This window comes from Nocardiopsis alkaliphila YIM 80379 (assembly GCF_000341005.1).
In the GTDB taxonomy this organism is placed as follows: Bacteria; Actinomycetota; Actinomycetes; order Streptosporangiales; family Streptosporangiaceae; genus Nocardiopsis; species Nocardiopsis alkaliphila.
Genome location: NZ_ANBD01000115.1, coordinates 1 through 25,591 on the forward strand (window position 1 = coordinate 1; position 25,591 = coordinate 25,591).

The window sequence follows — 25,591 nt, forward strand, 5'->3', positions numbered from 1 at the left end:
AGGTGCACCATCAGGTCGGCCAGGTCGGCCGGGACGTTGTGCGATCCGGCGGGAGAATGCTGCTCCAGACGTTGGGTCAGCCGTTCCAGGAGCGGGGCGGCCCCGCTGCCGGCGACGGCTCGTACGGTCGCCTCCACCAGGGCGGGGAGCAGGGTGTGGGGAAGGTCCGAGGGGGGGTGGTCGACCAGGTCCGCCGAACCCGAGGCCCGAAGCCGTTCCTGGAAGTTCGACAGGGCCGCGTTCATCAAGGACGCGGGGTCCTGGGTGGGCGTGGACTCGGCGTGGTCGCGTAGGTACAGGGCCAGGGCGCCGACCGGCCCGAGGAGTTCGTCGAGGCTCGCGGATCCGCGTAGGGAGTCCAACACCTGCCACAGACGTTGTTCGGGATCGATGGTGGGAACCCGACGGTGGGTGGACAGCCACTCCTCGACCTGGGCGAGGTCGAATCGAGGGCTGCGGTCGGTGCCTCCGACAGGGGCGGGGAAGTCGTCGTGGCGTCGCCGCCAGTTGCTGACCGCCGTTGGTTTGACCCCGGCGATCCGTGCGATGTCGGCGGAGCTCACCTCCACACTGTCCACGAATCCACCCCTGCTCAACGTCGATCGAATCGAACCGACTATACACACGTTGGTCTGACCCGTGCTTGAGCCTGGACAGAGTAGATGGTTGGTCTGCTTCACGCATGGTTTCGGGGCCGTGCCGTCCTCGGAGCGTTCAAGCCCGGCCATGACCTCCGGCCTGCTCTTCCCGAGCCGGCCACGGCCATGGACGGGAAGGGTCACAATGGGGCCATGACCAAGCATCGTTCCCACGCCACAGGCTCCTTCCCCACCGACTCGCCCTGTCCCTGTGGCAGACCGCACGGCTATGGGACGTGCTGTGGACGTATGCACGTGGGCACGGCCAGGGCCGTGACCGCCGAGGACCTGATGCGTTCGCGCTACAGCGCCTTCGTCGTGGGAGACCAGGCCTACCTCCTGCGTTCGTGGCACCCCGACACCCGCCCCGCGCGAGTGGGCCTGGACCGTCGCACCCTGTGGACGGGGCTGGAGATCCTGGGCACGACCGAGGGCACCCCCTTCCACAAGGAGGGGACCGTCGAATTCCGTGCCCGTTATCGGGAGGGCGGCCGAGACGAGGAACTGCGTGAGCACAGTCGTTTCCGACGCCACGAGGGCGAGTGGGTCTATCTGGACGCTCTCGGCGGCTGACCGCTCGCGCGCACCCGTTCCGCCAAGGAGCGGGCCCGGGCCGCGACTTCGAGGTCGGGATGGTGCCGGGCCAGTGCGTCCAGGACGTGCAGGGCGTCCGGGTGGGCGCCCACCATGACCGGGTCGGCGTCGGTCAGCAACAGCCGGTCCAAGTCGGGGAGATGGTCGCAGGACAAGAGAGCGGGGGGCATCGAATCGTCGGGGGTCATCGTGGCGGCGATCATGTCGATCACCACCCAGGGTCCGTACTCGGCCAGCAGGTGCTCGATCGCGCGCTGGGTGAGCATGCCCGAGGAGAGCAGGACCATCGCCGCCAAAGAGGCCTCGGTGGTGTGCGGTGAGGCCAACAGGGCGCGTAGTCGTGATTCGAGCGCGGAACTGGTGTTGTCGAGGACTTGGGCGGCCACCCATCGACGAAGGGCGAGTCCGGGACCGCGAACCACCCGGGTGATCTCGCGCAGGGCCCGCTCGGGCCCGCGCCGGTCCAACCATGGGGCGGCACGGCGCGGACGTTCTTGGAGGGGCAGTACGGCCAGGGAGTCCAGGAACCGGGAGGCGCACGCCTCGGCCAGGGTGTCGACGATGGGGGCGTGGACGCCCACCTCCAGCAGCGATCGACGTACCCCGTAGCGGCCCAGCGAGGTGAGTTCGACCGTGCACCGTTCGTGGCCGGTACCGGTGGGATGGTGCTCCAGGAGCACACCACCGGTGTCGGAGAGTTGCCACAGCAGGTGCAGGAGCAGGTCGGTCATCCCGCTGGGGACGGAGCCCGAAGCGGCCCGGATCGGTTCGGGTAGTGCGTTTCGGGCCAGGGTGTCCAGGTCGGGCCGGTGGCCGTCGGGGGCTTCGTACAGCGAACACAGAACCTCGGACAATAGCTCGGGTCCGGTGATGGCGGGCATGGGCGGGCGAGGGTCTTCCAGGTCGCCGTGGGCATCGGCGATGGCGTGTTCGAACTCCCGGAACCACCATCGCAGGACCCGGTCGGGGTCGCGCGCCTGGCTTTCCAGGTCTGGGGCGGGCCGGGCCAGGGAATCGTCGATTCGTACCAGTCCCAGCCGGAGGGCGGCCGACCACGGCACCACGAAGTGGGCGACGTCGGCGGCCGATCGCAGGCCCCCGAGCCAGATGGCGCGTTCGGCCGGCAGACCGGATACGTCGTGCGGCCACAGGGAGAGCCGGGTGATCGCGGTCCTGGCGTCGTCGACGCCGGGAACCCCCGAAGGGGTGACGGGGGTGGCGGGGGCGCTCCACCGAGCCAGGCCGAGGGCGTCGCGCAACAGTGGGGAGTCCAGTGCCAGGCGGGCGAGGACGTCGGTCGGTGGTAGTGACACGGGTCTGGCCGACGGTGAGGGGTGGCCCGGAAGCGACGGTTCGTGAGAGGGCATGTCCGGTCCCGTTTCCGAAGTGGGTTGTCGAGGAAGATGCTCGGAAACCCTTACTACCGTTCCCCGGCTGGTCGGCGGGGTGGTTTCGCGTAGATCGGTACCAACCCGCGAGCAGGTGGAAGGGGGTGCGGTGGCCCTTCGGGGACGATGCGGGGTTGAGGGGGTCACCCGATCACATGATGATCCTCACCGTGATCGTTCGGGTGCCAGAGGTGTCGATCGGTCCGTGATGGGTAGCCGTTGCCGACGCGGGTGGTGTTGACGGAGCGTGAAGACGGTAACGGCGGAGTTTTCGAGCACCTAAGGAATTCCCAAGCAGCTCGAGGGTTTTCTCCGAGCTCGAAGAGGGGATTCGCTCCAGAGGCTCTCTGAGGACACGAACCGGTCTTCGCCGCCTCGTCACCGTGTGTAGGATTCCCCGGGCGTTCACGTCGGTCGAGCCACCGACGTGCGCGACCTACCTCCCAGCCACGGCCCCTGAGCGGGAAGCACACGTGTGTCCACACGCGTGTGCGCACACCGCCTGGGGCATACGTTCGCCCCATGCCATGCCGGGGCCGTACCGAGAGGTGGACATGTCCCCTGACACCATTGGCCTCGCGCTTCTTTTGCTGGGGGCGCTACTGCTGGTCTCCAAACTGGTCCGGGTCAAGTGGAGGCTCACCCAGAAGCTCTACCTGCCCGGCTCGATCATCGGTGGCGGTATCGCGCTGCTGCTCGGCCCCGACGTCCTCGGCCGGCTCATGGGGCTGCTCGCGGACCGGGGGATCGCCGTGGAGTTCGCCGAGCGCACGGCCGAAGGTGGTCTGTTCGGGGTCGACGTCATGTCGGTGTGGTCGGCGTTGCCCGGACTGCTGATCTCGGTGGTCTTCGCCGGCCTGTTCCTGGGCAAACGATTGCCGAGGATGCGTGAAGCGGTCGACCTGGCCGGCCCCAACCTGGCCTTCGGGGTCACCGTCGCCAGCGGCCAGTACGTGATCGGCACCCTGCTGGCACTGCTGGTCCTGGTGCCGTTCTTCAACGTTCCGGTGATCTCCGGAGCGCTCATCGAGATCGGGTTCTTGGGCGGCCATGGCACCGCCGCGGGATTGGGCACGACCTTCGAGCAGGTCGGCTGGGGCGAAGGCCAGGACCTGGCCTTGGGCATGGCCACCGTCGGGCTGCTCTGCGGCGTCATCCTCGGGATCGTTCTGATCAACTGGGGTGTGCGTCGAGGGAAGACCGTGGCGATCAGTGCCCAGAACAAGGGTAGCGACCGCGAGCAGGCAGGGCTGATCGAGCGTGAGAACCGCGTCCCCGGCGCGATGATGACGGTGCACCCCTCGTCCATGGATCCGCTGACCCTGCACTTCGGCCTGGTGGGGCTCGCCATCATCATCGGCCAGGCCCTCCTGTGGGCCCTGCAAGGGTTGGAACACCTGCTGTGGGCCGAGGCCATCGAGATCATGGCCTACGTGCCACTGTTCCCGCTGGCGATGATCGGCGGCATCATCGTTCAGATGTTCATCGACCGGTTCGACCGTAACGGCATCGTCGACGGGCAGACCGTGGAGCGGATCCAGGGCCTGTCCCTGGACGTGTTGATCGTCGCGGCCATGGCGACCCTGTCGGTGCGGGCCATCGCCGACAACTTCGCCACCTTCGCGATCCTGGCGCTCTCGGGCATCCTGTGGTGCCTGTTCGCCTTCCTCTTCCTGGCCCCTCGCATCATGCCGGACTTTTGGTTCGAGCGCGGTATCGGAGAGTTCGGCCAGTCCATGGGCGTGACCGCCACCGGCATGGTGCTGATGCGCGTGGTCGACCCACAGGTGCGCACCCCCGCCTACCCGGCGTTCGGGTACAAGCAGTTGGTGTTCGAACCGTTCTTCGGTGGTGGACTGGTCACCGCGGCCGCGATCCCGCTGATGATGAGCCCCTTGGTGGGGCCGTGGGGCTTCTTGGCCATCATGGCGGTGACGATGACGATGGCGCTCCTCTTGGGACTGGTGGTCCTACGTGGTCGGCGCCGTAAGGAACGGACCGCCGGGCACAAGCGGCGCGAGGTCTTGGGCTAGATCAGGTGGACCAAGGGGTGGGCACGGATCGAGTGCCCACCCCTTCGCCGTGTTCAGCGCAGGTAGGAGGCACCGTTCAGGTCCAAGACCGTGCCCGAGGCCCACTCCGCCTCGGGGGAGGCCAGGTAGCGTACGGCCGAGGCGATCTCGGTCGGGGTGGCCACGCGCTTGAACGGGCTCTGCGCGCGTACCTGGTCGGTGAGCCTGTCGGCCACCCGTTCGGTCTCGACGAACCCGGGAGCGACCGAGGCCACCCCGATGCCGTACGGGGCCAGGGCCACGGCCAACGACTGTCCCATCGAGTGCAGGGCCGCCTTGCTCGCCCCGTAGGCGGGGTGGTCCGGCTCCCCCTTGTAGGCGCCCCGCGAACCGACGTTGACGATACGTCCGCGCACCCCGTGCTCGATCATGTGTCGAGCGGCGAGGTGGCAGACATGGGCGGCGCCCAGGACGTTGACGTCCAGGGTCCGGCGCCACACGCCCACCCACTCCTCGAAGGGGGTGTCGATGAGCGGGTGGGGCAGGTTCACCGCGGCGTTGTTCACCACCACTTCGACCCCGCCCAGGCCTTGCACGACCTCCTCCACCAGTGTGGCGGCGCCGGAGGGCCCGCTCAGGTCGGCCTGGATGAGGGCGTGGCCCCGCCCAGGGAGGGATTCCAGGGTCGTCTGGGCCTCCTTTCGGCGTGAACCGTAGTGCACGGCGACTCGATCTCCGGCCTCGGCGAAGGCGACGGCGATCGCTCGGCCGATTCCCCGGGCGGCTCCGGTGACCAGGACGCGGCGACTCATGGGTGGGCCCTTCGACGGTGGTGGGTGCGCTCGCAGGCTATCGATTCCTGGCGGGGTCGATACCAAGGCCCTCGCCTACCGTGGAGTTCGGGTGGACCGCGGGGGAGGTACAAGGATCCCACCAGAGATGGTGTGTCGTCTCGTGCGAGAAAGGAGCGCCGAGTGGAGGGAGTACGGAGGGGTCCGCGTAGGCCTCGATGTTCCGAGGTTCGTGCCGACGGTGCCGGCCCCCGGAGCCTCAGCGTGGATCCGAGGATCCGCCGCCCTGAGCCCGCGTAGGCCCTCCCGCTTCGAGCGCCTCTATTACCGGCCAGTAGACTCGCGCCGCCACACCTGTCCAACAGTTTCTCGAAACACTCCCCTTGAACCTCTATCCGCCGGCGGGCGCTCGACCCCCGGCGACGACCCCCGGCCCGGGGCCCTGGCACCCGCGCTACGCCCCCTTCGCCTTGGATCGAGGAGGCCGATCACGCGCTCGGCTCCGTTTCCAAGGACCGCGAGTGCCCGAGTCCGCCGGCCCGCACAGAAGAACGAGGATGAGAACCCCCATGACCGACTCCCACCGTCCGGGCACCTTCGATCACGATGAGAGCCTGCCCCGCCTTCCCCTGCCCGCGCTCCGCGACAGCGCCGAGCGCTTCCTGAGCTGGTGCGAACCTTTGTTGGACCATGCACGGTTCGCCGCCACCGAGGCCACCGTGAAGGAGTTCCTGAGCCCCCAGAGCCCGGCGTGGACGCTGCACGCCGAACTGGAGCGCGTGGACGGGACCGAGGACACCCAGTCCTGGTTGGACGACTTCTGGCCCAGCCAATACCTCGGAGGCAGGGGGCGGGTCGCCCTGGACGTGAACTACTTCTTCCTGCTCGCCGACAGTGAGGGTGACCAGTGCGAACGCGCGGCCCACCTGTTGGCCGCCGCCGTGGACTTCAAACGGCGCATCGACGCCCGCGAGGTGCCCGTGGAGGCACCTCGCGGCCGGTACCAGTCGATGGAGCAACTCAAGCGGCTCTTCGGCACCACCCGGATCCCGGGGGAGACGATGGACACCGTCCGCACTCCCTACAGCCCCGAACATCCCGGGCCGTCACAGGCCCGACACGTCATCGTCTTCTTCCGTGGGCACATGTTCGCCTTCGACGTGATCGACCCTAAGGGTCGTCCCCACACCCCCGAGGAGCTGACCGCCGGTCTGCGGGCCCTGCTCGCGTCCGTTTCCGAACCGGCAGCCTCGGGTGAGTCGGTCGGGCACTTGACCACCAAGGCCCGGGACGAGTGGGCACGCAGCAGAAAGGCACTACTCGCGATCGACCCCGCCAACCCCGACGCCTTGGACACGATCGAGACCGCGCTCTTGTGCCTGACCTTGGAAGAGGAGGCCCCCGTCGACGACCGTGCGGCCACCGCGCGGCTCCTGCACGGTGATAGCGCCAACCGCTGGTTCGACAAGGTCCTCAACCTCGTCGTGTTCCCCGATGGCAGGGCCGGCCTGAACTGTGAGCACAGCACCTTGGACGGCACCACCGCGGCCTCCTTCCTCAACGCCGTCGACGATTTCTCGGCACCGGACCACACCGGCCAGGACACGCCGAGCCTGCCCGCCTTCGCGCCGGTCAGGTTCGTTCTCGACGACGCCATGCGCACCGACGTCCGAGAGGCCGGTGCGGCCTTCGACGCCTACGCGGGCCAAGGCGTCAACGCCACCTTCATCAGCCGGGAGTTCACCACAGAACGCGCCAAGGCACTCGGTGTCTCCCCCGACGCCTTCGTCCAACTGGCCTTCCAGATCGCCCACAAACGGGCCAAGGGTCACCTGGGCAACACCTACGAGTCGATCTCCAGCCGGCAGTATCGCTACGGCCGCACCGAGACGATGCGTGTGCTCACCCCTGAGATGGTCGCCTTCGTCGAGGCGATGGAGGACCCCGACGCCGACGCGGCCACACGTGAGGCCGCCGCGCGAACCGCCGCGCGGGTGCACTCGGCGCGGGCCAAGGGGTGCCAGGTCGGCGAAGGACCCGAACGGCACCTGTGGACACTCGAACTGATCCGCCGGGACCGCGGCGCCGCGCTCGGGGCCCAAACCCCGATGGCACTGTACGAAAGCGAGGGCTGGCGGATCATGCGCTCGGACCAGCTCTCCACCAGCTCGGTGCCCTGCCGGCCCGTGCACCTGTGGGGGTTCGGTTCGACCGGACCGGACTGCATCGGTATCGGATACATCCTGATGCCCGACCGGCTCGCCCTTCACCTGCACGCCCCGCAAAGCCTGGCCGAGGTGCAGGAGCGCTTCGTTGAGGAGATGAGCGGAGCCCTGAACGACTTGGCGGAGACACTCTCCGGTGGGCCGAGCACGGACTCGGCCCGTAGCTGACCCGCCACCTTGCGGGCGCCGCCGTTCGGCGGCCCGGAAGAGGACCTCCGGGCCGCCGCGCCAGGGGATCCGAGGCCTCTGCTTGAATACCGACATGCTGATTCGTACCGCGCTGCCCTCCGAGCGCTCCACCGTCGGTGACCTACGTGTCCGGGCCTACCGGGAGCAGGGGGCGTTGGAGGCGAGTCCCTCCTATGGCGACATCCTGCGCGAGCTGGGATGGAACACCACCGACGAGGTTCTGGTGGCGGTGGACGGTGACACCGTGCTGGGCACGGTCGTGTTCGTGCCCTGGGGGCCGCACTGTGAGGTGGCCCAAGGCCCCGAGGAAGCGGAGATCCGAGCTTTCGCGGTGGCGCCCCAGGCCCAGCGGCGTGGGGTCGGCGGTGCCCTGGTCAAGGCCGTGCTCGACCGTGCCGAACGGGAAGGGCTCGCACGTGTGGTGCTGTGCACCCAGACCGTGATGACCGGTGCTCAGCGCTTGTACCGAAGGCACGGGTTCGTGCGGCTACCCGAACGCGACTGGACGCCGCTCCCCGGGGTCTGGCTGTTGTCCTACGTTCTCCACCTGGGCGAGTGAGCCGCCTGGGGGCGGACGAATACGCCGACCTGGACCTCACGGCGCCCGTCCCCGGTCTCGATCCTCGTGGGCGGCCCGGATCAGGAGGCCGGGGCGGTGAGCGTGTCCGTCGAGACCAGCTCCAAAAGGGTGGCGGCCCGGGGTTCTTGGACCAAAAGGCGCACGAAGTCCTCCGGGTCGTGGTGGGTCGCGACCATCCCGGCGGCCAGCAGGTCCTGGGCGGCGGTGGCCGGGTCCCGTCCGGCCAACCATCGCTCCAACAACGGCTCCACGTCGATGGGGCGGACTTCGTGGAGCAGCTTCGCGAGCCCGGCGGCGCCCACCTTCGTGGCCGGGGGGATCCGGGGCACCTTCACCCCGCAGGCGCGCAGTCTGCGAGCGACTCCGTGGTCGCCCAGGGTGGTGATCCGATAGCGGCCCTCCTCGGTGACCTCCACCGCGTCCAGGTCGATCAGGGCTCGCAGGACCCGGGGCACGTGCGCGGCGGGATCGGGCTCGGCGCACACGTGGAACAACTCCGGTGGGGTGAGGGCGCGGCCGCCCAGGAAGAGCTCGCTGAGCAGAAGGAACGGTGTCGGGCCGGAGACGGCGACCATGGTGGTCAGGGCATCGGCCCAGGCGTCGGCCGCCGCCCCGGGACGTTCCTCGGCCCAGCCACGCGCCGCCGGTCCGGGCAAGGCGTGCAGGTAGGTGGTGCGCACCAGTCCCGCGGCCCGAGCGATGGTGAACAGTGCACCGACGTCGGCGGGGGTGGTCTCCAGCGCCTGGGCGGCTTCGGTGGTGTCGATCTCACGTAGGGCGTCGTGATGGGTGCCCGAACGCAATAGCCGTCGCGGGTCCAGCCAGTGGGCCAACCGTGCGGCCCGCTCCAGGGTTCGGCAGGCCCGGGCACGGGTGTCCAGTTCGATCGGGGACGCGGGCAGGTGGGGGAAGGGGCCGGTGCCACCGCTCAGCCGATCCAGCAGTGGTGTCGCGGCCTGGGGGAGAGGGGCCTGGGGGAGGGGGCCGGTGGAGGTGCTCGGTTCCAGGTCGACCTGTTCGATCGCGGCCCGTAGCCTGCGCGGACTCTCTTGGGAGGTCAGCCTTCCCTCGGCGACCAGATGGTCGCACCAGCTCAGCCAGGTCTCCCGCAACACCCGCGGTGGGTTCGGGTGTCGACGGAGCAGGGCGGCCACTTCGTGGACGTCGTCGATGGTCCAGTCACCGGGGTCGGTGGCGCCGGAGTCCTGGTGAGTGCTGAGCAGGAGCACCAACGCCTCGACCTTGATCGGGGGCGGGGGCTCGACCTCGTGCGCCCAGTCCAGGCAGGCGGAGACGGCAAGAACAAGACGTTCGGTCATTGACGTGTCACCGAAGGTAATGGGGTGGGATGAAACGGTATCAGCCTAGCCGGGCCGAGCGCTCTCGCAGGGGAAAACGGGGAAACCGATCACCGTGATCGGACGTTCAAGACAGATCACCGGCACCCAAAGGCGGGGATGGACTACCCACCGGTAAGGTTTGTGCATACCCCAGGAGAGTACGTATTCCCATGAATGCGACCATCCCCGCATTCCTCGGTTGCTCTCATCCCAGGAGGTCGCCGGCGTGGCAAGGAGTACCGAGCCGGAAGGACACCCCGAATGGCCCGACGACATGGACGTCGACGAACTCCTCGGCCAAGGCTGGAGACCCACTCCCTTTCGTGAGTTCATCCTCAAGATCCATAGTCGCTGCAATCTCGCCTGCGACTACTGCTACATGTACGAAATGGCCGACCAGGGTTGGCGATCCCAACCTCGGCGCATGGCCCGGGCCACCATCGACCGGGTGGCGGCGCGCATCGCCGAACACGCTCGCGCCCACGGTCGGGATCGGGTCGAGATCGTCCTGCACGGTGGCGAACCCCTCCTAGTGGGGCCCGACCACCTGCGCCACGTCGCCGAGTCCCTGCGCAAGGCCTGTGAACCCGACGTGCGCGCCACCCTGCGCATGCAGACCAACGGGGTGCTCATCGACGACCACTACCTCGACCTGTTCGAGGAGTTCGGCATCCGGGTCGGAGTCAGCATCGATGGCGCCCCCCAGGACCACGACCGCCATCGCGTGCGCGCCAACGGACGCGGCACCCACGCCGAGGTCCGGGCGGGCATCGAACGTCTCAACACCCGCGGTGGCCACCTGTTGGCCGGTCTGCTCACCACCGTCGACCTGGACGCGGACCCGGTCACCACCTACGAACACCTGCTCACCTACGCCCCGCCCGGCGTCGACTTCCTCTTGCCACATGGCAACTGGGACGAACCACCCCCCGGTTGGTCACCCACCGAACCCCACTACGGGGCCTGGATGGCGACCGTGTTCGACCGCTGGTACGGCGCGCTCGAACGCGAGACCAACATCCGGATGTTCAACGAGATCATCCGTTTGGTCCTGGGCGGCCGCTCGCGCGCCGAGAGCATCGGGTTGTCCCCGGCGGCCCTGGTGGTCGTGGAGACCGATGGAAGCATCGAACAGGTCGACAGCCTCAAGTCGGCCTTCGAGGGGGCCGCCCGTACACCCCTGCACACCTTCACCCATCCCTTCGACGACGCCCTCTACCTGCCCTCGGTGGCCGCCCGCCAGATCGGCGCCCGCGCCCTGAGCGACACCTGCGCCGCCTGCCCCTTGGCCAAGGTGTGCGGTGGCGGTTTCTACCCGCACCGTTACCGGTCCGGAAGCGGTTTCGCGAACCCCTCCGTCTACTGCGCCGACCTGGACCACCTCATCACCCACATCCACCGCACCGTGGCCGCGGACGTGGCCCGCCTCAGGAAGGGACACTAGATGCCCGGAGCCGTCCCCGATCCGCTGTTCGACGCGTTGGCCCGGGGCGCGGGTGGGGAGGCCATCACCCACCTGTGCGCCGCCCAGTACGGCAAGCACCTGCTCCTGTTGCGACGCGTCGTGGACGCCGCCCACGAGGAGGGTCACCCGGAGGCGGGCCGGGCCCGGGAGGCCTACGAGCTTTTGGTCCGTGCCCAGGAACACGCTCCGAAACCGGTCGGGGCGGTGCTGCGCCACCCCACCGTGGGGGTGTGGGCCAGGCGGACCGTGCTGGCCCTGACCGGGCACCGCACGGAACGTCCGCGCGTGGCCGGTCTGTCCGCGTTGGCCGCCGCAGCGGCGCTGCGCGCACGGATCGACGCGAGCATCGAGGTGCCCCTGGACGGCCCCACCGCGCCCTTGCCCTCCCTGGGGCGGGCCCTGGTGGGCGAAGGCCAGAGAGAGGAAGGTGGATTCGCGTGGTTCGAGACGGCCGGTGGCCGAGCCGGGCTGGGGGTGAGGGGCCGGCCCCGGATCCAGGTCCCCGAGGACCCCCATGAGGACGCCCCTGGTTGGCACGCCCTGCGCCGACTGACCGCCGAACACCGTGGCATGCGCGTCCAGGTGTACCTGGACGACCAGGACCCCGACCGTATGCCCGGTGCCGACCTGGTCGAGCACAGGCTCGGAGCCGAGGAACTGCGGTGGTGGCGACTATCCCTGCGTCGCGCCTGGGAACTGCTGGTACGGGACCACTGGACGATCGCTCGAGAGAGCAGCGCCGTCATCGGTACGCTCACCCCGATCACCGCCCCGGGAGGCCGAACCCACACGAGCGCCACCGCTCGGCACGCCTTCGGCAACCTGGGTCTGTCCCGGCCCAGGGGCCCGGTACCGCTCGCGCTCACCTTCGCGCACGAGGTACAGCACGCCAAGCTCACCGCACTACTCGACCTGGTGGACCTCACCCTGCCCGACGACGGCGGCCGCTACTACGCGCCCTGGCGCCCCGACCCCAGGCCCGCGTCCGGGCTCCTCCAAGGGGTCTACGCCCACCTGGGGGTGGCCGGGTTCTGGCGCCGACACCGTCACGCCACCGAAGGGGACCAGGCGCGCCGTGCCCACGTGGAATTCGCGCACTGGCGTCGCTGCACCATCGACGCCGCCCGTACCCTGGCCGGCTCCGGGCGGCTCACCACCGAGGGAGAGCGGTTCCTGGCCATGACCCGTGCCACCCTGAGCGACTGGATGAGCGAACCCGTCCCCGAACAGGCCGAACGAAGCGCCAGGGACGCGGCCCGACGCCACTTCGAGCGGTGGCGTGCCCGCAACGCCGTCCCGTCCCGACCCTGATCAGAGCAGGGGAGGGTCGAAGTCGCAGACCAGGCGTCGGCCCTCCTCGCAGGCGCCGGTGAACGGGTGTTCCCGGCCCAGGGTGCGCACGTACGACGAGTGTGTGCGTCCGGCCAGCTCCTTGGCCCGCACCGTGTGTCCGGCGGCGCGCAGGTCCAGCACCAGGTTCGAGGCGCAGGCCAGGGTACTGGGATGTTCCTCGCCGAGCAGGGCGTGGTAGCGACGCAGCGTACCCCTACCGAGCCGGATGGCGTCGTCGATCTCGCCCAGGGCGGCCAGGTCACCGGCCAGGTTGGCCGCGGCCGCCAGCGTGTAGTGGTGGTCGCGACCCAGGCGAGCCTCCAGGGCCGTCAGCACCGATTCGTTCATGGAGCGGGCTCGCGCCGGGTCACCCGACAGTCGGTACAGCAGCGCCACGTTGCCGGCGCAGCCGTGCTTGTAGGGGTGGTCGTGGCCATAGGCCTGGGCATAGCGCACGTCGGTGTCCTCGGCCAGTTCCAGGGCGCCGGCCAGTTCGCCGGTCATTCGCCACAGGTTGGCCAAACACATGGCCGCGGCCAGGGTACTGGGGTGGTGGATGCCGTATAGACGCAGGTATCGGGAGTGGGCGTCCTGTCCCAGGGCGAGGGCCTCCTCGATCTCCCCGGACATACGGCGGGCGATCGCCAGATCCACCTGGGTGCGCAGGGTACGGGGGTCTTCCACGCCCAGTTGGTCACGGCCATAGGCCAGGGCGTCCTCACCGAGGTCACAGGCCTCGGTGAAGTCACCGATCAAGCGCACTACCTGGGCGAGCGCGTTCCAGTACGACAACAGCACGGGGGAACCGCCGGAGGCGCTGGTGCGCTTGAACAGCATGTAGGTGCGCTCGTGCTTGTCCAACGCACCCATGAAGTCGCTGGTCAGGCAGTAGTCCAAGGCCAGGTTGTTCAGGGCGCGCAGGGTGGCGGTGTCGTTGGGCCCGAAGGCCTCTTCGTACTGGCGCAGTACCTCCTCGTCGTGCTCGCGGGCCTTCCAGAAGTCACCGCGGGCCCGGTGGTCGGCGCCTCGACCGGAGAGTACCGACAGGGTGTCCGGGTGGGCGGCGCCCAGGACCCGGGTCATCAGTGGCAGGATCGCCCGGTTGATGTCCTGGGCCTGGGCGAACCGACCCAGGTCGCGCAGACGGTTGGCGTACTTGGCCTGGGCCTGGAGGACGTAGGGGTCCTCCTTGCCGGAGTCGGCCGTCCACCTCTCGATGAAGTCACGGGCGTGGCGACTGGCCGTCTCGTAGTTGCCCGAGGTGTACAGGAAGTCGAGCATGTTCAAGCAAAAACGCCGTACCTCGGGCAGGTCGGACTCGGCCACTCGGGCCGGGTACATGTGGGAGAGCAGTTGCTGGTAGCGGACCTGTGCGGCGGCGTCGGTGAAGCTGTGGGGCGCGGCGGCGCTGAGCAGGGACCACACCTCGACCCTGATCGCCTCCTGGGTCTGTTCGTCCAACTCCTCGCGTACCAGGGCCTGGATCAGCCGGTGTACCTGGACGGTGCGGTTGGAGTTGTCGAGTCGAACCAGCGCGTACCGCCCCAATTGTCCGACGGCCTTGCTCAGTCGGATGGGGTCGGCCATCAGTTGCGCCATCTCGGGGCGCACCCGGCCTTCCTCCACCGGGAAGAACAGGTCCCGGGGGATCGGTTCGGGGCCGAAGAAGGCGCAACAGCGCAACAGCTCCATCGCTTCGGGCAGGTTCTCCTGGAGTTTGGCCACCGACAGCTGCCAGGCGGCGGTCATGGGCTGGGGGTACTCCGGTGGTTTGCCCTCGCGCAGCAGTGGGCCGGTCCGCTCCGAGAGCAGGGTCAGGTACTCGCGCACCGACATACCAGTCTCGGATTGCAGGGCGCCCGCCTGTTCCAGGGCCAACGGCAGGGGGGCGGGGGGNCTTCGGCCAGCTCGGTGGCCTCCTGGGGGGTGATGCCCCGGGGGATGCGTTTGGCCAGGAACTCCACGCTCTCGTGTTCGGCGAAGACGTTCACCGGGACGGTTTCGGCCACCCCGCCCCAACGGTGGTTGCGGGTGGTGATCAGCACGTGGCCCGGCCCCTGGGGGATGACGTCGTTGAGTTCTTCGGGCTCATCTGCGTTGTCGAAGACCAGTAGCCAGCGCGCGTAGGGTTCTCCCTTGCGCAGCGCCTCCAGGACCCCGTTGGCGGCGTCCTCCACGCCGGTGACGGCCGGACCCGGCAGGTTCAGGTGCGGGGCCAGGTGGGCCAGCGAGGAGTGGACCAGGCCGGGCTGATCGGCCATGATCCACCAGACCAGGTCGTACTCGTGCCGAAAACGGTGGGCGTACTCCACGGCCATGAGGGTCTTGCCCACGCCTCCGTATCCGTGCAGGGTGCGGGGGACGACCGGTTCGGAAGTGGGGACCACCGCGGTGACCTGGGAGAGCAGCCCCGCGCGCAGGTCGTTGAGCTGCTCGGTGCGTCCGGTGAAGTTCTTGTGGCGCGGCGGGACCCTGCCCCACACCTCTGGGAAACGACCCGCGCCATGGCCGGAGAAACTCCCCTGCGAAGTGGTCACTCGGTGTCCTCCGTTTTCACATAGGCCCCACCAGACTCTTTTCTGCCCGCTCCACGAAGAAAAGCCCTGGTGTCGTGTCGTGCCGATGGATGCCGCTCGTTAATGCCGGATATGGAATAAGCGTAGGCGAAGATGTTAGTCGGCGACAGGGCGTGGTAGAAACTTCATGAGGAGAGTGAAAGGAATGGCCTTGAGAAAGGGCGGTGGCCTCCGTCCTTTCACGTCGTCCGTCGAAAGACGGTGATGCGGAGGAAGGGCATGGGAGAACGCGAGCTCGGTGGGGGTTCCGTCCTGGTCGACGTCGGTGGACTGTCCCTACGTGACCTGGACGCGATCGGTGGTTCGGCGATCGTGGAGGCCCTACGGTCGGTTCTCGATCCGCGGACGGCCGGTATGGAGGTGGTGGCGGGTTTCGTCAACGACCCCGAATGAGGAAAGGGACCGCTGCGTGCGGTGGGGATGACTTTCCACCGTCGCTGCGGATGTGGATTCGCGCCCGCGATCGCGGCACGCCGTTACGGAGGATCTCCCTAGAGAACCACCGAGGCGATTCACGGGCGTGATCGGATACAGCTCGAAGGCCACAGGAATGTTTCCAGGTCTCGAAAGTGGACCCTGGTTCGTGACACCATGGGCAGCGTTGTTTCGCGCCATAACCGTCCCCACCCTCGCCGGCCGGGAGCTGCTTCATGACACGAGCCGTCCTCGGGAGCACACACGGCCCCTTCATCGGGCTGCGGCCCTTCCTCGCCCGGGATCGCCATCTCTTCCTCGGCCGCGACGAGGAGACCACGGCCCTGGTCCGTGCCTGGAGCCGCCATCGGCTCACCGTGCTGCACGGTGACAACGGCGTCGGCAAGACCTCGTTGGTGCGAGCCGGTGCCGCGCCCGCGCTGGCCGACCGGGGACACACGGTCCTGGCCACCGGGGACCTATGCTTCGATCCCTCCTTCCCCGCGGCGGTGCTCCCTGCCCAGAACCCCTACACTCGTGCGCTCTTGGCCCTGTGGAGCCCCCGGGAGTTTCCCACCCACGGCCCGGGTACCTCGGTCGTCGACTTCCTTCGTACCCACACCACCACCGACCGCTACGGCCGCTCCCGCCCCTTGTTCGCGGTCTTGGACCAGACCGAACTCCTCCTACGCCGTTCGGCCGTTCCCGAACAGTGGCGCAAGGACTTCCTGGACGAGCTCTTCGGGGCCCTGGAGGAGGAGATCGGTGAGCACTTACACCTATTGGTGATCGTGCGCACCGGCCACCTCGACGAGTTCCGCCGACTCGTGGACAAACGCGAGATCGAACACGCCGAAGTGGCCTTGGAACCGTTCACCCCCGACATCGCCCACGCCGTGGTCGCGGGGTCTTTGACCAGGGCGGGATCTGGAGTCGGTGCCGCCGAACCCCACCGACTGGTGGAGGAGGCCCGAACGATCCGCGCCGTCGGCGACTCGTCCCTCCCCCGTACCGGAACCATCGAACCCGCCTTGCTCCAGCTGCTGGGCCTGACCTTGTGGGAGGAACCTCGCAAGGACCCGAGCACACTGGTCCCCGAGGATCACGCCGAGATCGACCGGGCCCTGGCCGAACGCCTCTCCGGTGTGTTGGAGGAGGTCGCGGCCGAACACCTGATCCCGGCCGACGTTCCGCGGGCCTGGCTGCGCGAACTCGTGCTCTGCGGTGGGCGAAGTCCGACCGGCTCGGCCCGAGGAGATCCGCACGGCCCTCCACCCCCGCGAGTGGTGCACACACTGGAGGACCGCCACCTGGTGACCCTCCACGACCACGGCTCCGGTCACGTCCTGCGCCACCCACGTCTGGCACGTCCATTGATGGTGGCGGCCCCGCCCTGTGACGTACGAAGACCGAGCACGTGGACCGATGGGGAACGACTGAGCGTCGCCAATGGGGCGCGCGTCCGAGGCGAGAGGGCACTGGCCGCCGAACACGCCGAGCGGGCGCTGAGCTCTCGGCCGTCTCCGGAACCGTGGACACGGGCCCTGTTCGCCGCGCTCCTGGGAGACCTGGCCTTCGAACGAGGCGAACACCGCGCCGCCGCCGAGCGTTACGCGGAAGCGGCACGTTCCTGTGCGGCCATCGGTGAGGGGGCCGCCGTCTCCCGACTACTGGTGGCCGAGGCACGCAATCGACTCCTGATGGGGGAACGCTCCGCGGCCTTGGCGATCCTGACCGCTGTGGAGGGGCGAGTGCACGGTGACCCCAGTCTGCGCACGGGCATCGCTCAGGTGCTGTGGTCGGCCGGACAGGCCCGGTCGGCGCTGGACGTGCTCGATGGAGCGCTGGTGGGAGGAGGAGGGATCACCGAGGCCAGGCGCACCCGAGGCGAGATTCGGGCCGAAGTGAGGGAGAACGAGCGACGCCGCGCCTGACGGAGGCCACCGTTCAGGGTGTGGACGCGCTCCCCACTGGGGGCCTTTTGATCGCGAACACCGTGACCACCAGGGCGATCATCGTGGTGATCGCCGCTACCAACGGCAACGTCGTGCGCACCCCCAAGGCCTCCAAGACGTGGCCCCCGCACAACAACCCCACGGGCAACATGGCCCCGGTGAGGAAGCGGACGGTGCCGGTGAGCCGTCCCAGCAGCTCGGGGGCCACGTGTGCGGTGTGGTAGGTGGTCACGGTGACGTTCATGTGTGCTCCGACGAAGCCGATCCCGCCCCAGGTCAGGGGCAGTATCATGGTCAGCCATTCGGCTCCGGCCCGATCCGCGGTGGACAGCACCAGGGTCAGGGCCGACCACGCCCACGCGCATAGACAGACCATCCGGGCGGGACTGACCCGACGGACCAGATACGGCGCGGCGAGCGCGCCCAACAGGCCGCCCGCACCGGTCGAGGCCAACACCAGCCCCAGGATGAAGGTGGACAACCCTTCCTCGGTGGCTCTGAGCATGATGATCAGCCACACCACCTGGAACAGGGTGTTGGTGAGCATGCACACCATCAGGGACGACAGGAGGAAACCGTCGCGGCGCACCAAGAGGAATCCGCCGGCCAGTTCACGTCCCAGCGGCCGCCGAGGAGGCCGGGCCCGATCGCGGCGGATACGGGGCAGCCGCAGCGACGCCCACAGGGACAAAAAGCACAACACGACGTCGAACAGAGCGGGTAGGGCGTGCGCCACGCCGTACAGGGCGCCTCCCAAGGGGCGCCCGATCATCTGGGTGGCGTCGTTGCGGGCCTCGTTCTTGGCGGCGGCTCCGGCCAGTTCCTCACGTGGCACCAGGTGGGGGACGGCCGCCGTCCCCGCGGTGGTGTGCAGGGTCGCGCACACCCCGTGCAGTGCCGAGGCCAGGGCCAGGATCACCACGGGGGCCCCGAGGAACAGGACCGGGCCCACGAACAGGGTCACGCAGAGGATGCGGCACAGGAGCCCGATGAGCATGACGGTCCGAGGGTCGTGACGGTCGACCACCAGACCGACCGGAACGTGTAGCAGGGTGCGAGGCACCATCCCCGCCGCCGCGATCCACCCGGCCAAGGCGGGGGAGCCGGTGTGGAACAGGGCCAGGAGTGGAATCGCCAATCCGAACGTCATGCTGCCCAGGCCGGCCAGGGCCACACTGCTCCACAACAGTGCGAAGTGGAGGCGCCAACGGCTCTGGACGGTTGACGGAACGGTGACTTCGGCGTGTTCGTCCGTTTCAGACATCGTTCTCTGCGCGGTGGAGAAAAGGTGCGTCCTTGGAATCCCCGGAAAGGATGTCGGGGTGATGGATCCGAATACGTAAGACCCGCTGTGGTGGGGCTCAGGGCGCCACGGGGCAGCGTGATCGACGCGCCTCGAAAGGACCCGGATCATGCTATCCGGAAAAGAGCGCTCTCCCTGGCCCGTTCGTGTTCAAGGTGAGCGTCGCGAAGGTGGAGGTCAACCAGGGAAAGCGTGATATTTCGTTTTTTGTGAGGGTTTTCGATTGACCTCAACACGAGTCGAGGTTCTACGCTTCGCCCACGATCTCAGCGAAGGAGCAGCGTGCCCGGCATCGAATCCGAGAACTTCTTGACCGCGCCCGAGACCGTCCACCGGCGCCTGTCCCGAGACCACAACGTGTGGCTGTGCACCCTGCGCGCGGACGGATCACCCCACCTGGTCCCCGTGTGGTTCGCCTACCTGCGTGAACGGTGGTGGATCGGCGCCTCCACCCGTTCGGTCAAGGTCCGCAACGCCTGGCGCGATCCCCGCGTGAGCCTGGCCCTGGAGGACGGCGACGCCCCCGTCGTCGCCCAGGGGGTGGCCACCGTGCGCGAGGACTTCCCCGACGACGTGCTCGCCGCCTTCGACCGACGTTACGGCTGGGATCCGCGCACGCCCTACGGCTCCGACCCTGCTCGATGTCTGCTGGAGGTCGGCGTCACCCGCTGGCTCATGGCCACGAGTGCCCCGGAGACCATCCCGAGCGGACCGGTTTCCGACCCCGCCTGAACCGACGCTCAGGCGGTCGACTCATGGACCACCCGGTGCGCCTCGGTCGGATCGGGGCACTCCCACCTACGGACCAGTCGCTCCACCACGGCGGACGGCACCGGGGACTCTCTTCGGTCCATCCGACGTCGCAATACCGCCGGAGGTGCTTCCAACGAGACGATTTCCACCCGGGCCCGGTAGTCGGCGGCCAGACCCACGGAACGCTCGCGCAGGTCCCGGGAGAGGTGTGTGGCGTTCCAGACGAAGGAATGACCGGCGCGCAGGTGTTCACGGGCGCGTTCGGCCGCGGCCGCCGCCACCGGACGCTGGTCCGCGCCGGCCGAGATCCCCAACTCCGAGCGCAGCGCGTCCAGGCTCACCACCGGTAGGTCCGGCCGGTGCCGACCGATCCAGTGGTCCTTGCCCGCACCGGGCAACCCTGACAGCACCGTCACCGTCAGTCGGGTGTCGTCGTGGGCGGCGTAGTCCGGATCCCGATCGTGTCTGCGAAAGAACCAGAATCGGGCATGGTCGGAGGGGAAGTCGCGTGGCCGGTTCAGACAGCGTTGTTCGGCGCAATACTCGGCGTACAGGTCGATGTTCTCCAACACCTCGGTGGTGTCTCCACAGTGGCGGCCGAGGATATCGGCGGTGGCCAAGAGGGCCAGGTCGTCGTTGCGGGACACAAGGCTCACCCGAAAGACGGTCCGCCGCAGATCAGGACGTTCCAACGCCCAGAACGGCACCTGATGGTGGCGCACCAGCGTCGCCACGTGTTCACGCCAGGCGATCGGTGCCCCCGTCTCCCACAGGATCCGGCGGACCATCAGGTCCCCCCTGCGCGAGTGTCCGTGCGCGGTGACCCGCCCGTCCTCGTCACGCCGGGTGCACAAGGGCTTGGCCACGTCGTGCAGGAGGGTCGCGGCGAACAACCGCACCCGCTCCACTTCCGGTCGAGCCCGCCAGGCGGACAGATCCGCCAAGGCCTCGCAGGCCATACGGGTGTGCACCTCCACGTCACCCTCGGCGTGGTGCACCGGGTCCTGCTCCACCCCGGCCAGGGCGCGTACCCAACCGAACCTCTCCCGCACCGCGGCCCAGTCCAGGTTCCAGCGCGGGGGAGCCGGACACAGTTCAGCGAAGTCCCGCATAGAGCGCCTCCCGATCGGCCAGACCGTTGGCGATGAGGGGGCGATTCATCCAGTGGGTGCCCGAGTCCACGACGGCGGTGATGAACCCCTCTCGCACCCATTTGAATCGGTCGATCGTTCGATCGCCTTCCTCGACCTTGACGTACAGCCCTTCCTTGAGGCCGGAGGAGTCGGTTTCGGCCAGCGCCCGCTCGGGATCGACGCCGCCGGCCCTGGCGGCCTCGACCAGCGCCTCACGCCATCGCACGGTTCGGTAGTGGGACGGCCCCATCAAAGAGGTCAGGTCTTCCAGACGGCTCAGAGAACCGCTGTACAGCACCGGCACCGAGACCACCGGGGTTCCGGCCAACAACTCCTGCCGGCGCGGTGTCGACAGGAAGACTCCCTCTCGGGTGTCGAGCACGTCGAACGCACAGAAGTAGTGCGGGAGCGCATCGTAGAAGACCGTGTGCTTGGCGTACAGCCACTCCCCGTAGAGGATGTGGCGCCGGCCCAGGAGTGGCCACAGGACGGGGACGAGGGCGGTCGCCCAGGCCTTGAACGGGCCGAACTGCCGCTCCCGGGGCCCGCCGGTCAGGTAGTGGCCCCGGCTCTGCAACCGGAGCCGGCCATCGGGTCCGAAACCGATGCCGGCGTTGGCGCCGTCGAGTTTCTCCGCCACCACCAGGTGTCGTCCGTGTAGCGCCTCGAAAGGGGCCGCGCTCAGGTCGTGGTCCCCGGGTTGGAGAGCGGATCCACGAATATGCCGGGTGCGCGGATATTTGTGCATTCCCCGGTTCTATCGGCCGGAGCACGTCTGCGGCCACCGATTTTCTTCCGGTCTCTTTGAAGTGAGACGCTAGCGACCCACGCGGGTCCGGGTACCCAGGGACGCGGCGTCGGCGGCGGCACGCCCTTCGTACCATCCCTCGGCGTCGGCCGGACCGCGCACCCGTGAGGTGGTCAAGGCTCCGAACGCCTCGTCCACGGCGGCCTCCACCGCCTTCTCCCGTGCGGCGAACACCGGAACCAGGTCGGTACCGGTCTCGGCGCCGACCGCGTCCTCGGTCGCGCGCGCGGATTCGGTGAGTCGTTCGCCCACCCGCACCGCGAACGCCGACATGAACGAGGCCCGAAAGTCCTTACGCGCCCCGTGCCCGGACCGGTCCCGCGCCGCACCACTGACCCGCATCGCCGTCTCGGCCTGCACCAGCAACGACGTGTACAGCAGGTCCACCGCCTCCAGGTCACCGGCAAACCCCATCACGGTGCTCAACCCCAATTCTCGGTGCCACACGGCCCGACAGTGGTTGGCCTGGGCCACTTCGTTGAGCAGTACCGCCCGGTGTTCGTCGTAGGGGGAGTCCACCGGCAGGCGACGGGCCGAGGCGGCCTCGGGTGTTTCGGGGTCGGCGGCCACCAGGGCCAGATCGATGCTGTGCCGGGCCATCATCTCCTGGGCGCGCGCGGTCAAAGCCTCGGCCTCTTGGGGGAACTCGGTGGACTCGGCCTTGGCCAGCAGGGCGCGTACCCGTTGCAGGCGCCCCTGGTCCGCCGTGGTCGAGGTGCGGACACCGGGTCGGAACGTTCCCGGTGGCGGCCCCAGCCTGCGCATCGGCGGTAGGGCGCGCAGCAGCGCCAACAGTCGCAGCACAACCTCGACCGTCTCGAAACGCATCAGCCCGTGTTCTGCGGCGACACGGTCCAGATGCCGTTCCACCGGGCCCCAGGAGGTGTCCACGCCCAGGGAGCGCACCTGTTCGCGCCAGCGTGGGTCCACGGTGGCCGTGGAGTGGCGTTCCAGGTCGGCGGTGACGGCGTCGGCGCACACGGCGGCGGCCACGGGACCCGATTCACGCCGTACGTGTCGGACGGTCTCGGCGGGCTGCCAGCCACGTGCCCAGGTGTCGGCGACGGCGAACAGCAACGTGTCGAAGAGCGCGCGTGCGGCCGCCCCCGCCCAGTGGGAGTTCTCGGTGTCGGCCAGTCGGGCCGCGGCCAGGTCCACACCGGCACCCTCTCGGCCGTAGGCCAGGGCGTCGACGGCCTTGGCGACCACCTCCACCGGGGTGTCCGAGGGGGCGGGGCCTTCCCACCCCTGACTCCTGCGGCCGTCATCGCGCCCGCGGCCTTTCCTGCCCACGTGTTCTCCCTGGTCGAAAGGGGACAAAGCCAGCAGGCCATCCTATCGGTCGGACAGGAGTGCCCATCGACCAGGAAGAGGCGCCCAAGGCTCAGGGTTTACGGGCCACGCCGCCGTACTGGGCCGCTTCGCGGATCTCGCCGATCTGGGAGGGATCGGGTCGCCAGAACGGGAGGGACACCACACCGGGCTCCAACAATTCCAGCCCTTCGAAGTAGGCCTCCACCTGCTTCGGGGTGCGCAGGTGGATGGGTAGAGCGGCGTTCTGGTTCCAGGCCACGGCCGAATCGATGATCTGTTGACTGGTGTCGGTGCTGTCGTTCAGGGCCAGGAAGCCGCCCGAGGGCAGGGCGTCCACGTAGGTGCGGACCAGGGCGTAGAGGTCGTCGTCGGCCGGGTAGTGCACCAGAGTGCCCATGAAGGTCAGCGCGATCGGCTGCGTGAAGTCCAGGTATTCACGGGCCTTTTCCAGCAGTGGTTCGGGCTCCAGCAGGTCGGCGTCGATGTAGTGGGTGCTGCCTTCAGGGGTACTGGTCAGCAGTGCTCGGGCGTGCGCGAGCACCATCGGGTCGTTGTCGACGTAGACGACCTTGGAGTCCGGGGCTGCGGCCTGGGCCACTTCGTGGGTGTTGTTCGCGGTGGGCAGGCCGGTGCCCACGTCCAGGAACTGGCGCACTCCCTCCTCCCTGGCCAAGTGGGTGATGGCACGGATGATGAACTGGCGGTCGGCGCGGGCGATTTCGGCGATCTCGGGGAAGGCCTTCTCGATCTGTTCGCCCAACTCGCGGTCGACCGGATAGTTGTCCTTGCCACCCAGCCAGTAGTTCCAGACCCGGGCGGAGTGGGGGACGGTCGTGTCGATGGAGGGGGTGGTGTCCGTCATGTGTGCCTTTCGGGGGGAGACTGACGTGACTGCGGTAAGTAGCCGTATTCTTCCGCTTCGGTACCCGATTCCACAAGCCGGATTCCCCGCCGTACAAGGCTTTCCGGGTTCGATCGGGCTCGATCTCCCGGGTGGCCATCGACTCGGCCTCGACCACCTCGCTCCGACCGGTCCGCCACGCCAGGCGGGTGACGATACACCTCGGTCTGGGTTCCCCGACGTGACGGATCTTGTCGAAGCCCATGGTCGCGGACACGTCGTCGCTCTTGACCGTGGACCTGGTGCCCGAACCACGGCACTCGGTGGCCCCGGACGATTCCAACGGTTCCAGGCCTGGGACCGCGCGCGACAGGCGCTCGGGGCGATCACCCAGGCCCAGGAAGCGCGGCCCGTGGCGGATGGGGTGGGTAGACGACCTTGTGCGGGAAGTGGGCTCCCACCTCCTGAAGGGCACAGGGGCGGTTCAACGCTCCAGGTAACGCTCCACGCGTTCGGCGTACCGCTCGGCGCGCAGCAGGCCCGTCAGTTCCTCACGCCCGGGTACCGGAGGGCGCTCCTGCTCGATCTGTGGCTCTTCTGGAACCTCTTGCCGGACCTCGGCGTCTATACCGAGTACCTCATGGTCCTCGATTTCCTCGATGCGGTGGTCCTCCGGGTGTTCCTCCAGGTAGTACGCCACGGCGGTGTCCTGTTCCGGGTCCCCCATGTCCATCTCGGCGTCGACGTCGTCGATGTCGGTGGCGTTTCGGTCGAAGTCCGCGGACGTGTTCGAAGGTTTCGTCACCGGGGCCCCCTCCCATCGGTTCCTCATCTGGTCCATGCCCGCCCAGAGCGTCGAATACCGATGCGCCGAGCACCGAGGGCGAAGGCGGCTCGCGCTCTTCGACGGTAGGCTTTTGCGTCGTCCTCCCACAGTAAGAGACGGAGTTCTCCACCCAGTGAGCGTGCGCGAACGGGTTCGATCCATGGTCGAGGCCGCCTGGTTCCAGGCCGGTGTCATCACCCTCATCCTGATCAACGCCGTCATCCTCGGTTTCGAGACCTCCGAACGGCTGATGGAGACCCACGGCGACCTGCTGACCGGTGTCGACAGGGTGATCCTGGCCCTGTTCGTCATCGAGCTGACCCTGAGGGTGTACGCCCACCGCAAAGGCTTCTTCCGAGATCCCTGGAACTGGTTCGACCTGATCATCGTCGGTATCGCGTTGATGCCGGCCAGCGGACCCTTCGCGGTCCTGCGCGTGCTCAGGGTCCTGCGTGTGTTGCGGTTGCTCTCGGTGATACCGACCCTGCGCCACGTGGTGGCCGGCCTGTTCCGAGCGCTGCCCGGCATGCTCTCCATCCTGGTTCTGGTGGTGTTGCTGTTGTACGTGTCCGCGGTGATGGCCACCAAGCTCTTCGCCGAGCACGCCCCCCAGTACTTCGGGGACCTGTGGACCTCCCTGTTCACCCTTTTCCAGATCTTCACCGCCGACGGTTGGGGGAACATCGCCAAAGAAGTGATGAAGGGCCAGCCGCTGGCCTGGATCTTCTTCGTGGTGTTCGTCCTGGTTTCCACACTGATCGCCCTGAATCTGTTCATCGCGGTCGCGGTGGAGGCGTTGGACAAGGCCGGTCACGAGGAACGCGAGGCCGGAGGCGGTTCCGCCGGTGAAAGAGGAGCCGAGCCCGAGGAGGACGGTCCGGACGGTGACCTCGACGGTGCGCAGCGTCGGATCCTGGCCGAACTGCGCGCTCTGCGGGAGGAGGTGGCCCACCTCCGCGAGGTACGGATCGAGCAGGAGGACGAGCGCAGCCGGGTCTGACACCTTCGACACGCCGAAGGGCCGCCGTGGGCGGCTTTCGTGGGAAGCTGGGGGCAGCCCGCCAGCAGTGGGCGCGCCGTGCCGGTCGAGTACCCCGTACACCGTGCGCCCCAC

Annotated in this window: 22 protein-coding genes; 10 read left to right on the plus strand and 12 right to left on the minus strand. The window is 68.5% G+C overall.

The window, feature by feature from the left end:
- A partial coding sequence (locus D472_RS25760; protein ID WP_033304047.1) for a helix-turn-helix transcriptional regulator occupies positions 1 to 578 on the minus strand: 578 nt, incomplete at its 3' end.
- A gap of 213 nt (positions 579 to 791) precedes the next feature.
- Between D472_RS25760 and D472_RS0116450 the strand changes: the two genes are divergently transcribed.
- A complete protein-coding gene (locus D472_RS0116450; protein ID WP_026117760.1) occupies positions 792 to 1,211 on the plus strand; it encodes a YchJ family protein in 420 nt (139 codons plus the stop codon).
- On the opposite strand, the gene D472_RS0116455 is transcribed toward D472_RS0116450, so the two are convergent.
- Positions 1,187 to 2,545, minus strand: coding sequence for a hypothetical protein (locus D472_RS0116455; protein ID WP_017605573.1), 1,359 nt, complete (start codon positions 2,543 to 2,545; stop codon positions 1,187 to 1,189). The genes D472_RS0116450 and D472_RS0116455 overlap by 25 nt on opposite strands.
- Before the next feature lie 629 nt (positions 2,546 to 3,174).
- Between D472_RS0116455 and D472_RS0116465 the strand changes: the two genes are divergently transcribed.
- Complete coding sequence (locus tag D472_RS0116465; protein WP_026117761.1) at positions 3,175 to 4,653, plus strand: sodium/glutamate symporter; 1,479 nt, start codon at positions 3,175 to 3,177, stop codon at positions 4,651 to 4,653.
- Positions 4,654 to 4,706: 53 nt separating this feature from the next.
- Here D472_RS0116465 and D472_RS0116470 read toward each other — a convergent pair whose 3' ends face one another.
- Positions 4,707 to 5,444, minus strand: coding sequence for an SDR family NAD(P)-dependent oxidoreductase (locus D472_RS0116470; RefSeq protein ID WP_017605576.1), 738 nt, complete (start codon positions 5,442 to 5,444; stop codon positions 4,707 to 4,709).
- A 548-nt stretch (positions 5,445 to 5,992) separates the two neighbouring features.
- On the opposite strand from D472_RS0116470, the gene D472_RS0116475 reads away from it, so the two are divergent.
- Positions 5,993 to 7,816, plus strand: coding sequence for a choline/carnitine O-acyltransferase (locus tag D472_RS0116475; protein ID WP_017605577.1), 1,824 nt, complete (start codon positions 5,993 to 5,995; stop codon positions 7,814 to 7,816).
- A gap of 94 nt (positions 7,817 to 7,910) precedes the next feature.
- The gene (locus D472_RS0116480; RefSeq protein WP_017605578.1) at positions 7,911 to 8,396 is read left to right on the plus strand and encodes a GNAT family N-acetyltransferase; all 486 of its coding nucleotides are present in this window, start codon (positions 7,911 to 7,913) and stop codon (positions 8,394 to 8,396) included.
- A gap of 80 nt (positions 8,397 to 8,476) precedes the next feature.
- Here D472_RS0116480 and D472_RS0116485 read toward each other — a convergent pair whose 3' ends face one another.
- Positions 8,477 to 9,736, minus strand: a complete 1,260-nt coding sequence (locus D472_RS0116485; RefSeq protein ID WP_017605579.1) for a hypothetical protein — start codon at positions 9,734 to 9,736, stop codon at positions 8,477 to 8,479.
- A 247-nt stretch (positions 9,737 to 9,983) separates the two neighbouring features.
- On the opposite strand from D472_RS0116485, the gene D472_RS0116490 reads away from it, so the two are divergent.
- Positions 9,984 to 11,201 (plus strand): FxsB family cyclophane-forming radical SAM/SPASM peptide maturase, encoded by a 1,218-nt coding sequence (locus tag D472_RS0116490; RefSeq protein ID WP_239642991.1) that lies wholly within the window; start codon positions 9,984 to 9,986, stop codon positions 11,199 to 11,201.
- Entirely contained in the window at positions 11,202 to 12,533 is a 1,332-nt protein-coding gene (locus D472_RS0116495) for an HEXXH motif domain-containing protein (RefSeq protein ID WP_017605581.1), read from the plus strand.
- Here the strand turns inward: D472_RS0116495 and fxsT are convergent, their stop codons facing one another.
- On the minus strand, positions 12,534 to 14,432 hold the full coding sequence (gene fxsT, locus D472_RS26830; protein WP_338036519.1) for an FxSxx-COOH system tetratricopeptide repeat protein: 1,899 nt from the start codon (positions 14,430 to 14,432) through the stop codon (positions 12,534 to 12,536).
- Entirely contained in the window at positions 14,369 to 14,872 is a 504-nt protein-coding gene (locus D472_RS29590) for a hypothetical protein (RefSeq protein WP_449406503.1), read from the minus strand. The genes fxsT and D472_RS29590 overlap by 64 nt, the downstream gene beginning before the upstream one ends.
- A 477-nt stretch (positions 14,873 to 15,349) precedes the next feature.
- Between D472_RS29590 and fxsA the strand changes: the two genes are divergently transcribed.
- Together fxsA and D472_RS0116510 are read left to right on the plus strand one after the other, a co-directional pair.
- A complete protein-coding gene (gene fxsA / locus D472_RS27700; protein WP_017605582.1) occupies positions 15,350 to 15,523 on the plus strand; it encodes an FxSxx-COOH cyclophane-containing RiPP peptide in 174 nt (57 codons plus the stop codon).
- Positions 15,524 to 15,780: 257 nt separating this feature from the next.
- Positions 15,781 to 17,478, plus strand: a complete 1,698-nt coding sequence (locus D472_RS0116510; protein WP_017605583.1) for an ATP-binding protein — start codon at positions 15,781 to 15,783, stop codon at positions 17,476 to 17,478.
- Positions 17,479 to 17,491: 13 nt separating this feature from the next.
- On the opposite strand, the gene D472_RS26835 is transcribed toward D472_RS0116510, so the two are convergent.
- Positions 17,492 to 18,763, minus strand: coding sequence for an MFS transporter (locus tag D472_RS26835; protein ID WP_017605584.1), 1,272 nt, complete (start codon positions 18,761 to 18,763; stop codon positions 17,492 to 17,494).
- 321 nt (positions 18,764 to 19,084) lie between these two features.
- On the opposite strand from D472_RS26835, the gene D472_RS0116520 reads away from it, so the two are divergent.
- Entirely contained in the window at positions 19,085 to 19,534 is a 450-nt protein-coding gene (locus D472_RS0116520; RefSeq protein ID WP_017605585.1) for a pyridoxamine 5'-phosphate oxidase family protein, read from the plus strand.
- An 8-nt stretch (positions 19,535 to 19,542) separates the two neighbouring features.
- On the opposite strand, the gene D472_RS0116525 is transcribed toward D472_RS0116520, so the two are convergent.
- From D472_RS0116525 to D472_RS0116545, 5 genes are all read right to left on the minus strand, one after another.
- Positions 19,543 to 20,667, minus strand: coding sequence for an AAA family ATPase (locus D472_RS0116525; RefSeq protein ID WP_017605586.1), 1,125 nt, complete (start codon positions 20,665 to 20,667; stop codon positions 19,543 to 19,545).
- Positions 20,651 to 21,436 (minus strand): RNA ligase family protein, encoded by a 786-nt coding sequence (locus D472_RS0116530; RefSeq protein WP_017605587.1) that lies wholly within the window; start codon positions 21,434 to 21,436, stop codon positions 20,651 to 20,653. The genes D472_RS0116525 and D472_RS0116530 overlap by 17 nt, the downstream gene beginning before the upstream one ends.
- Before the next feature lie 69 nt (positions 21,437 to 21,505).
- A complete protein-coding gene (locus tag D472_RS0116535) occupies positions 21,506 to 22,789 on the minus strand; it encodes a DUF2786 domain-containing protein (protein WP_026117765.1) in 1,284 nt (427 codons plus the stop codon).
- A 91-nt stretch (positions 22,790 to 22,880) separates the two neighbouring features.
- Entirely contained in the window at positions 22,881 to 23,672 is a 792-nt protein-coding gene (locus D472_RS0116540; RefSeq protein ID WP_017605589.1) for an SAM-dependent methyltransferase, read from the minus strand.
- 463 nt (positions 23,673 to 24,135) lie between these two features.
- Positions 24,136 to 24,456 carry a hypothetical protein gene (locus tag D472_RS0116545; protein ID WP_017605590.1) on the minus strand — a complete coding sequence of 107 codons (321 nt, stop codon included), beginning with the start codon at positions 24,454 to 24,456 and terminating at the stop codon, positions 24,136 to 24,138.
- A gap of 154 nt (positions 24,457 to 24,610) precedes the next feature.
- Here D472_RS0116545 and D472_RS0116550 point away from each other — a divergent pair, with 154 nt between their 5' ends.
- The gene (locus tag D472_RS0116550) at positions 24,611 to 25,477 is read left to right on the plus strand and encodes an ion transporter (protein ID WP_026117766.1); all 867 of its coding nucleotides are present in this window, start codon (positions 24,611 to 24,613) and stop codon (positions 25,475 to 25,477) included.
- Positions 25,478 to 25,591: the final 114 nt, after the last annotated feature.

Coding starts and splice junctions, on each gene's coding strand:
- D472_RS0116450 (WP_026117760.1), top strand. CDS start 792: ATGACCAAGCATCGTTCCCACGCCACAGGCTCCTTCCCCACCGACTCG.
- D472_RS0116465 (WP_026117761.1), top strand. CDS start 3,175: ATGTCCCCTGACACCATTGGCCTCGCGCTTCTTTTGCTGGGGGCGCTA.
- D472_RS0116470 (WP_017605576.1), bottom strand. CDS start 5,444: ATGAGTCGCCGCGTCCTGGTCACCGGAGCCGCCCGGGGAATCGGCCGA.
- D472_RS0116475 (WP_017605577.1), top strand. CDS start 5,993: ATGACCGACTCCCACCGTCCGGGCACCTTCGATCACGATGAGAGCCTG.
- D472_RS0116480 (WP_017605578.1), top strand. CDS start 7,911: ATGCTGATTCGTACCGCGCTGCCCTCCGAGCGCTCCACCGTCGGTGAC.
- D472_RS0116485 (WP_017605579.1), bottom strand. CDS start 9,736: ATGACCGAACGTCTTGTTCTTGCCGTCTCCGCCTGCCTGGACTGGGCG.
- D472_RS0116495 (WP_017605581.1), top strand. CDS start 11,202: ATGCCCGGAGCCGTCCCCGATCCGCTGTTCGACGCGTTGGCCCGGGGC.
- fxsA (WP_017605582.1), top strand. CDS start 15,350: ATGGGAGAACGCGAGCTCGGTGGGGGTTCCGTCCTGGTCGACGTCGGT.
- D472_RS0116510 (WP_017605583.1), top strand. CDS start 15,781: ATGACACGAGCCGTCCTCGGGAGCACACACGGCCCCTTCATCGGGCTG.
- D472_RS26835 (WP_017605584.1), bottom strand. CDS start 18,763: ATGTCTGAAACGGACGAACACGCCGAAGTCACCGTTCCGTCAACCGTC.
- D472_RS0116525 (WP_017605586.1), bottom strand. CDS start 20,667: ATGCGGGACTTCGCTGAACTGTGTCCGGCTCCCCCGCGCTGGAACCTG.
- D472_RS0116530 (WP_017605587.1), bottom strand. CDS start 21,436: ATGCACAAATATCCGCGCACCCGGCATATTCGTGGATCCGCTCTCCAA.
- D472_RS0116540 (WP_017605589.1), bottom strand. CDS start 23,672: ATGACGGACACCACCCCCTCCATCGACACGACCGTCCCCCACTCCGCC.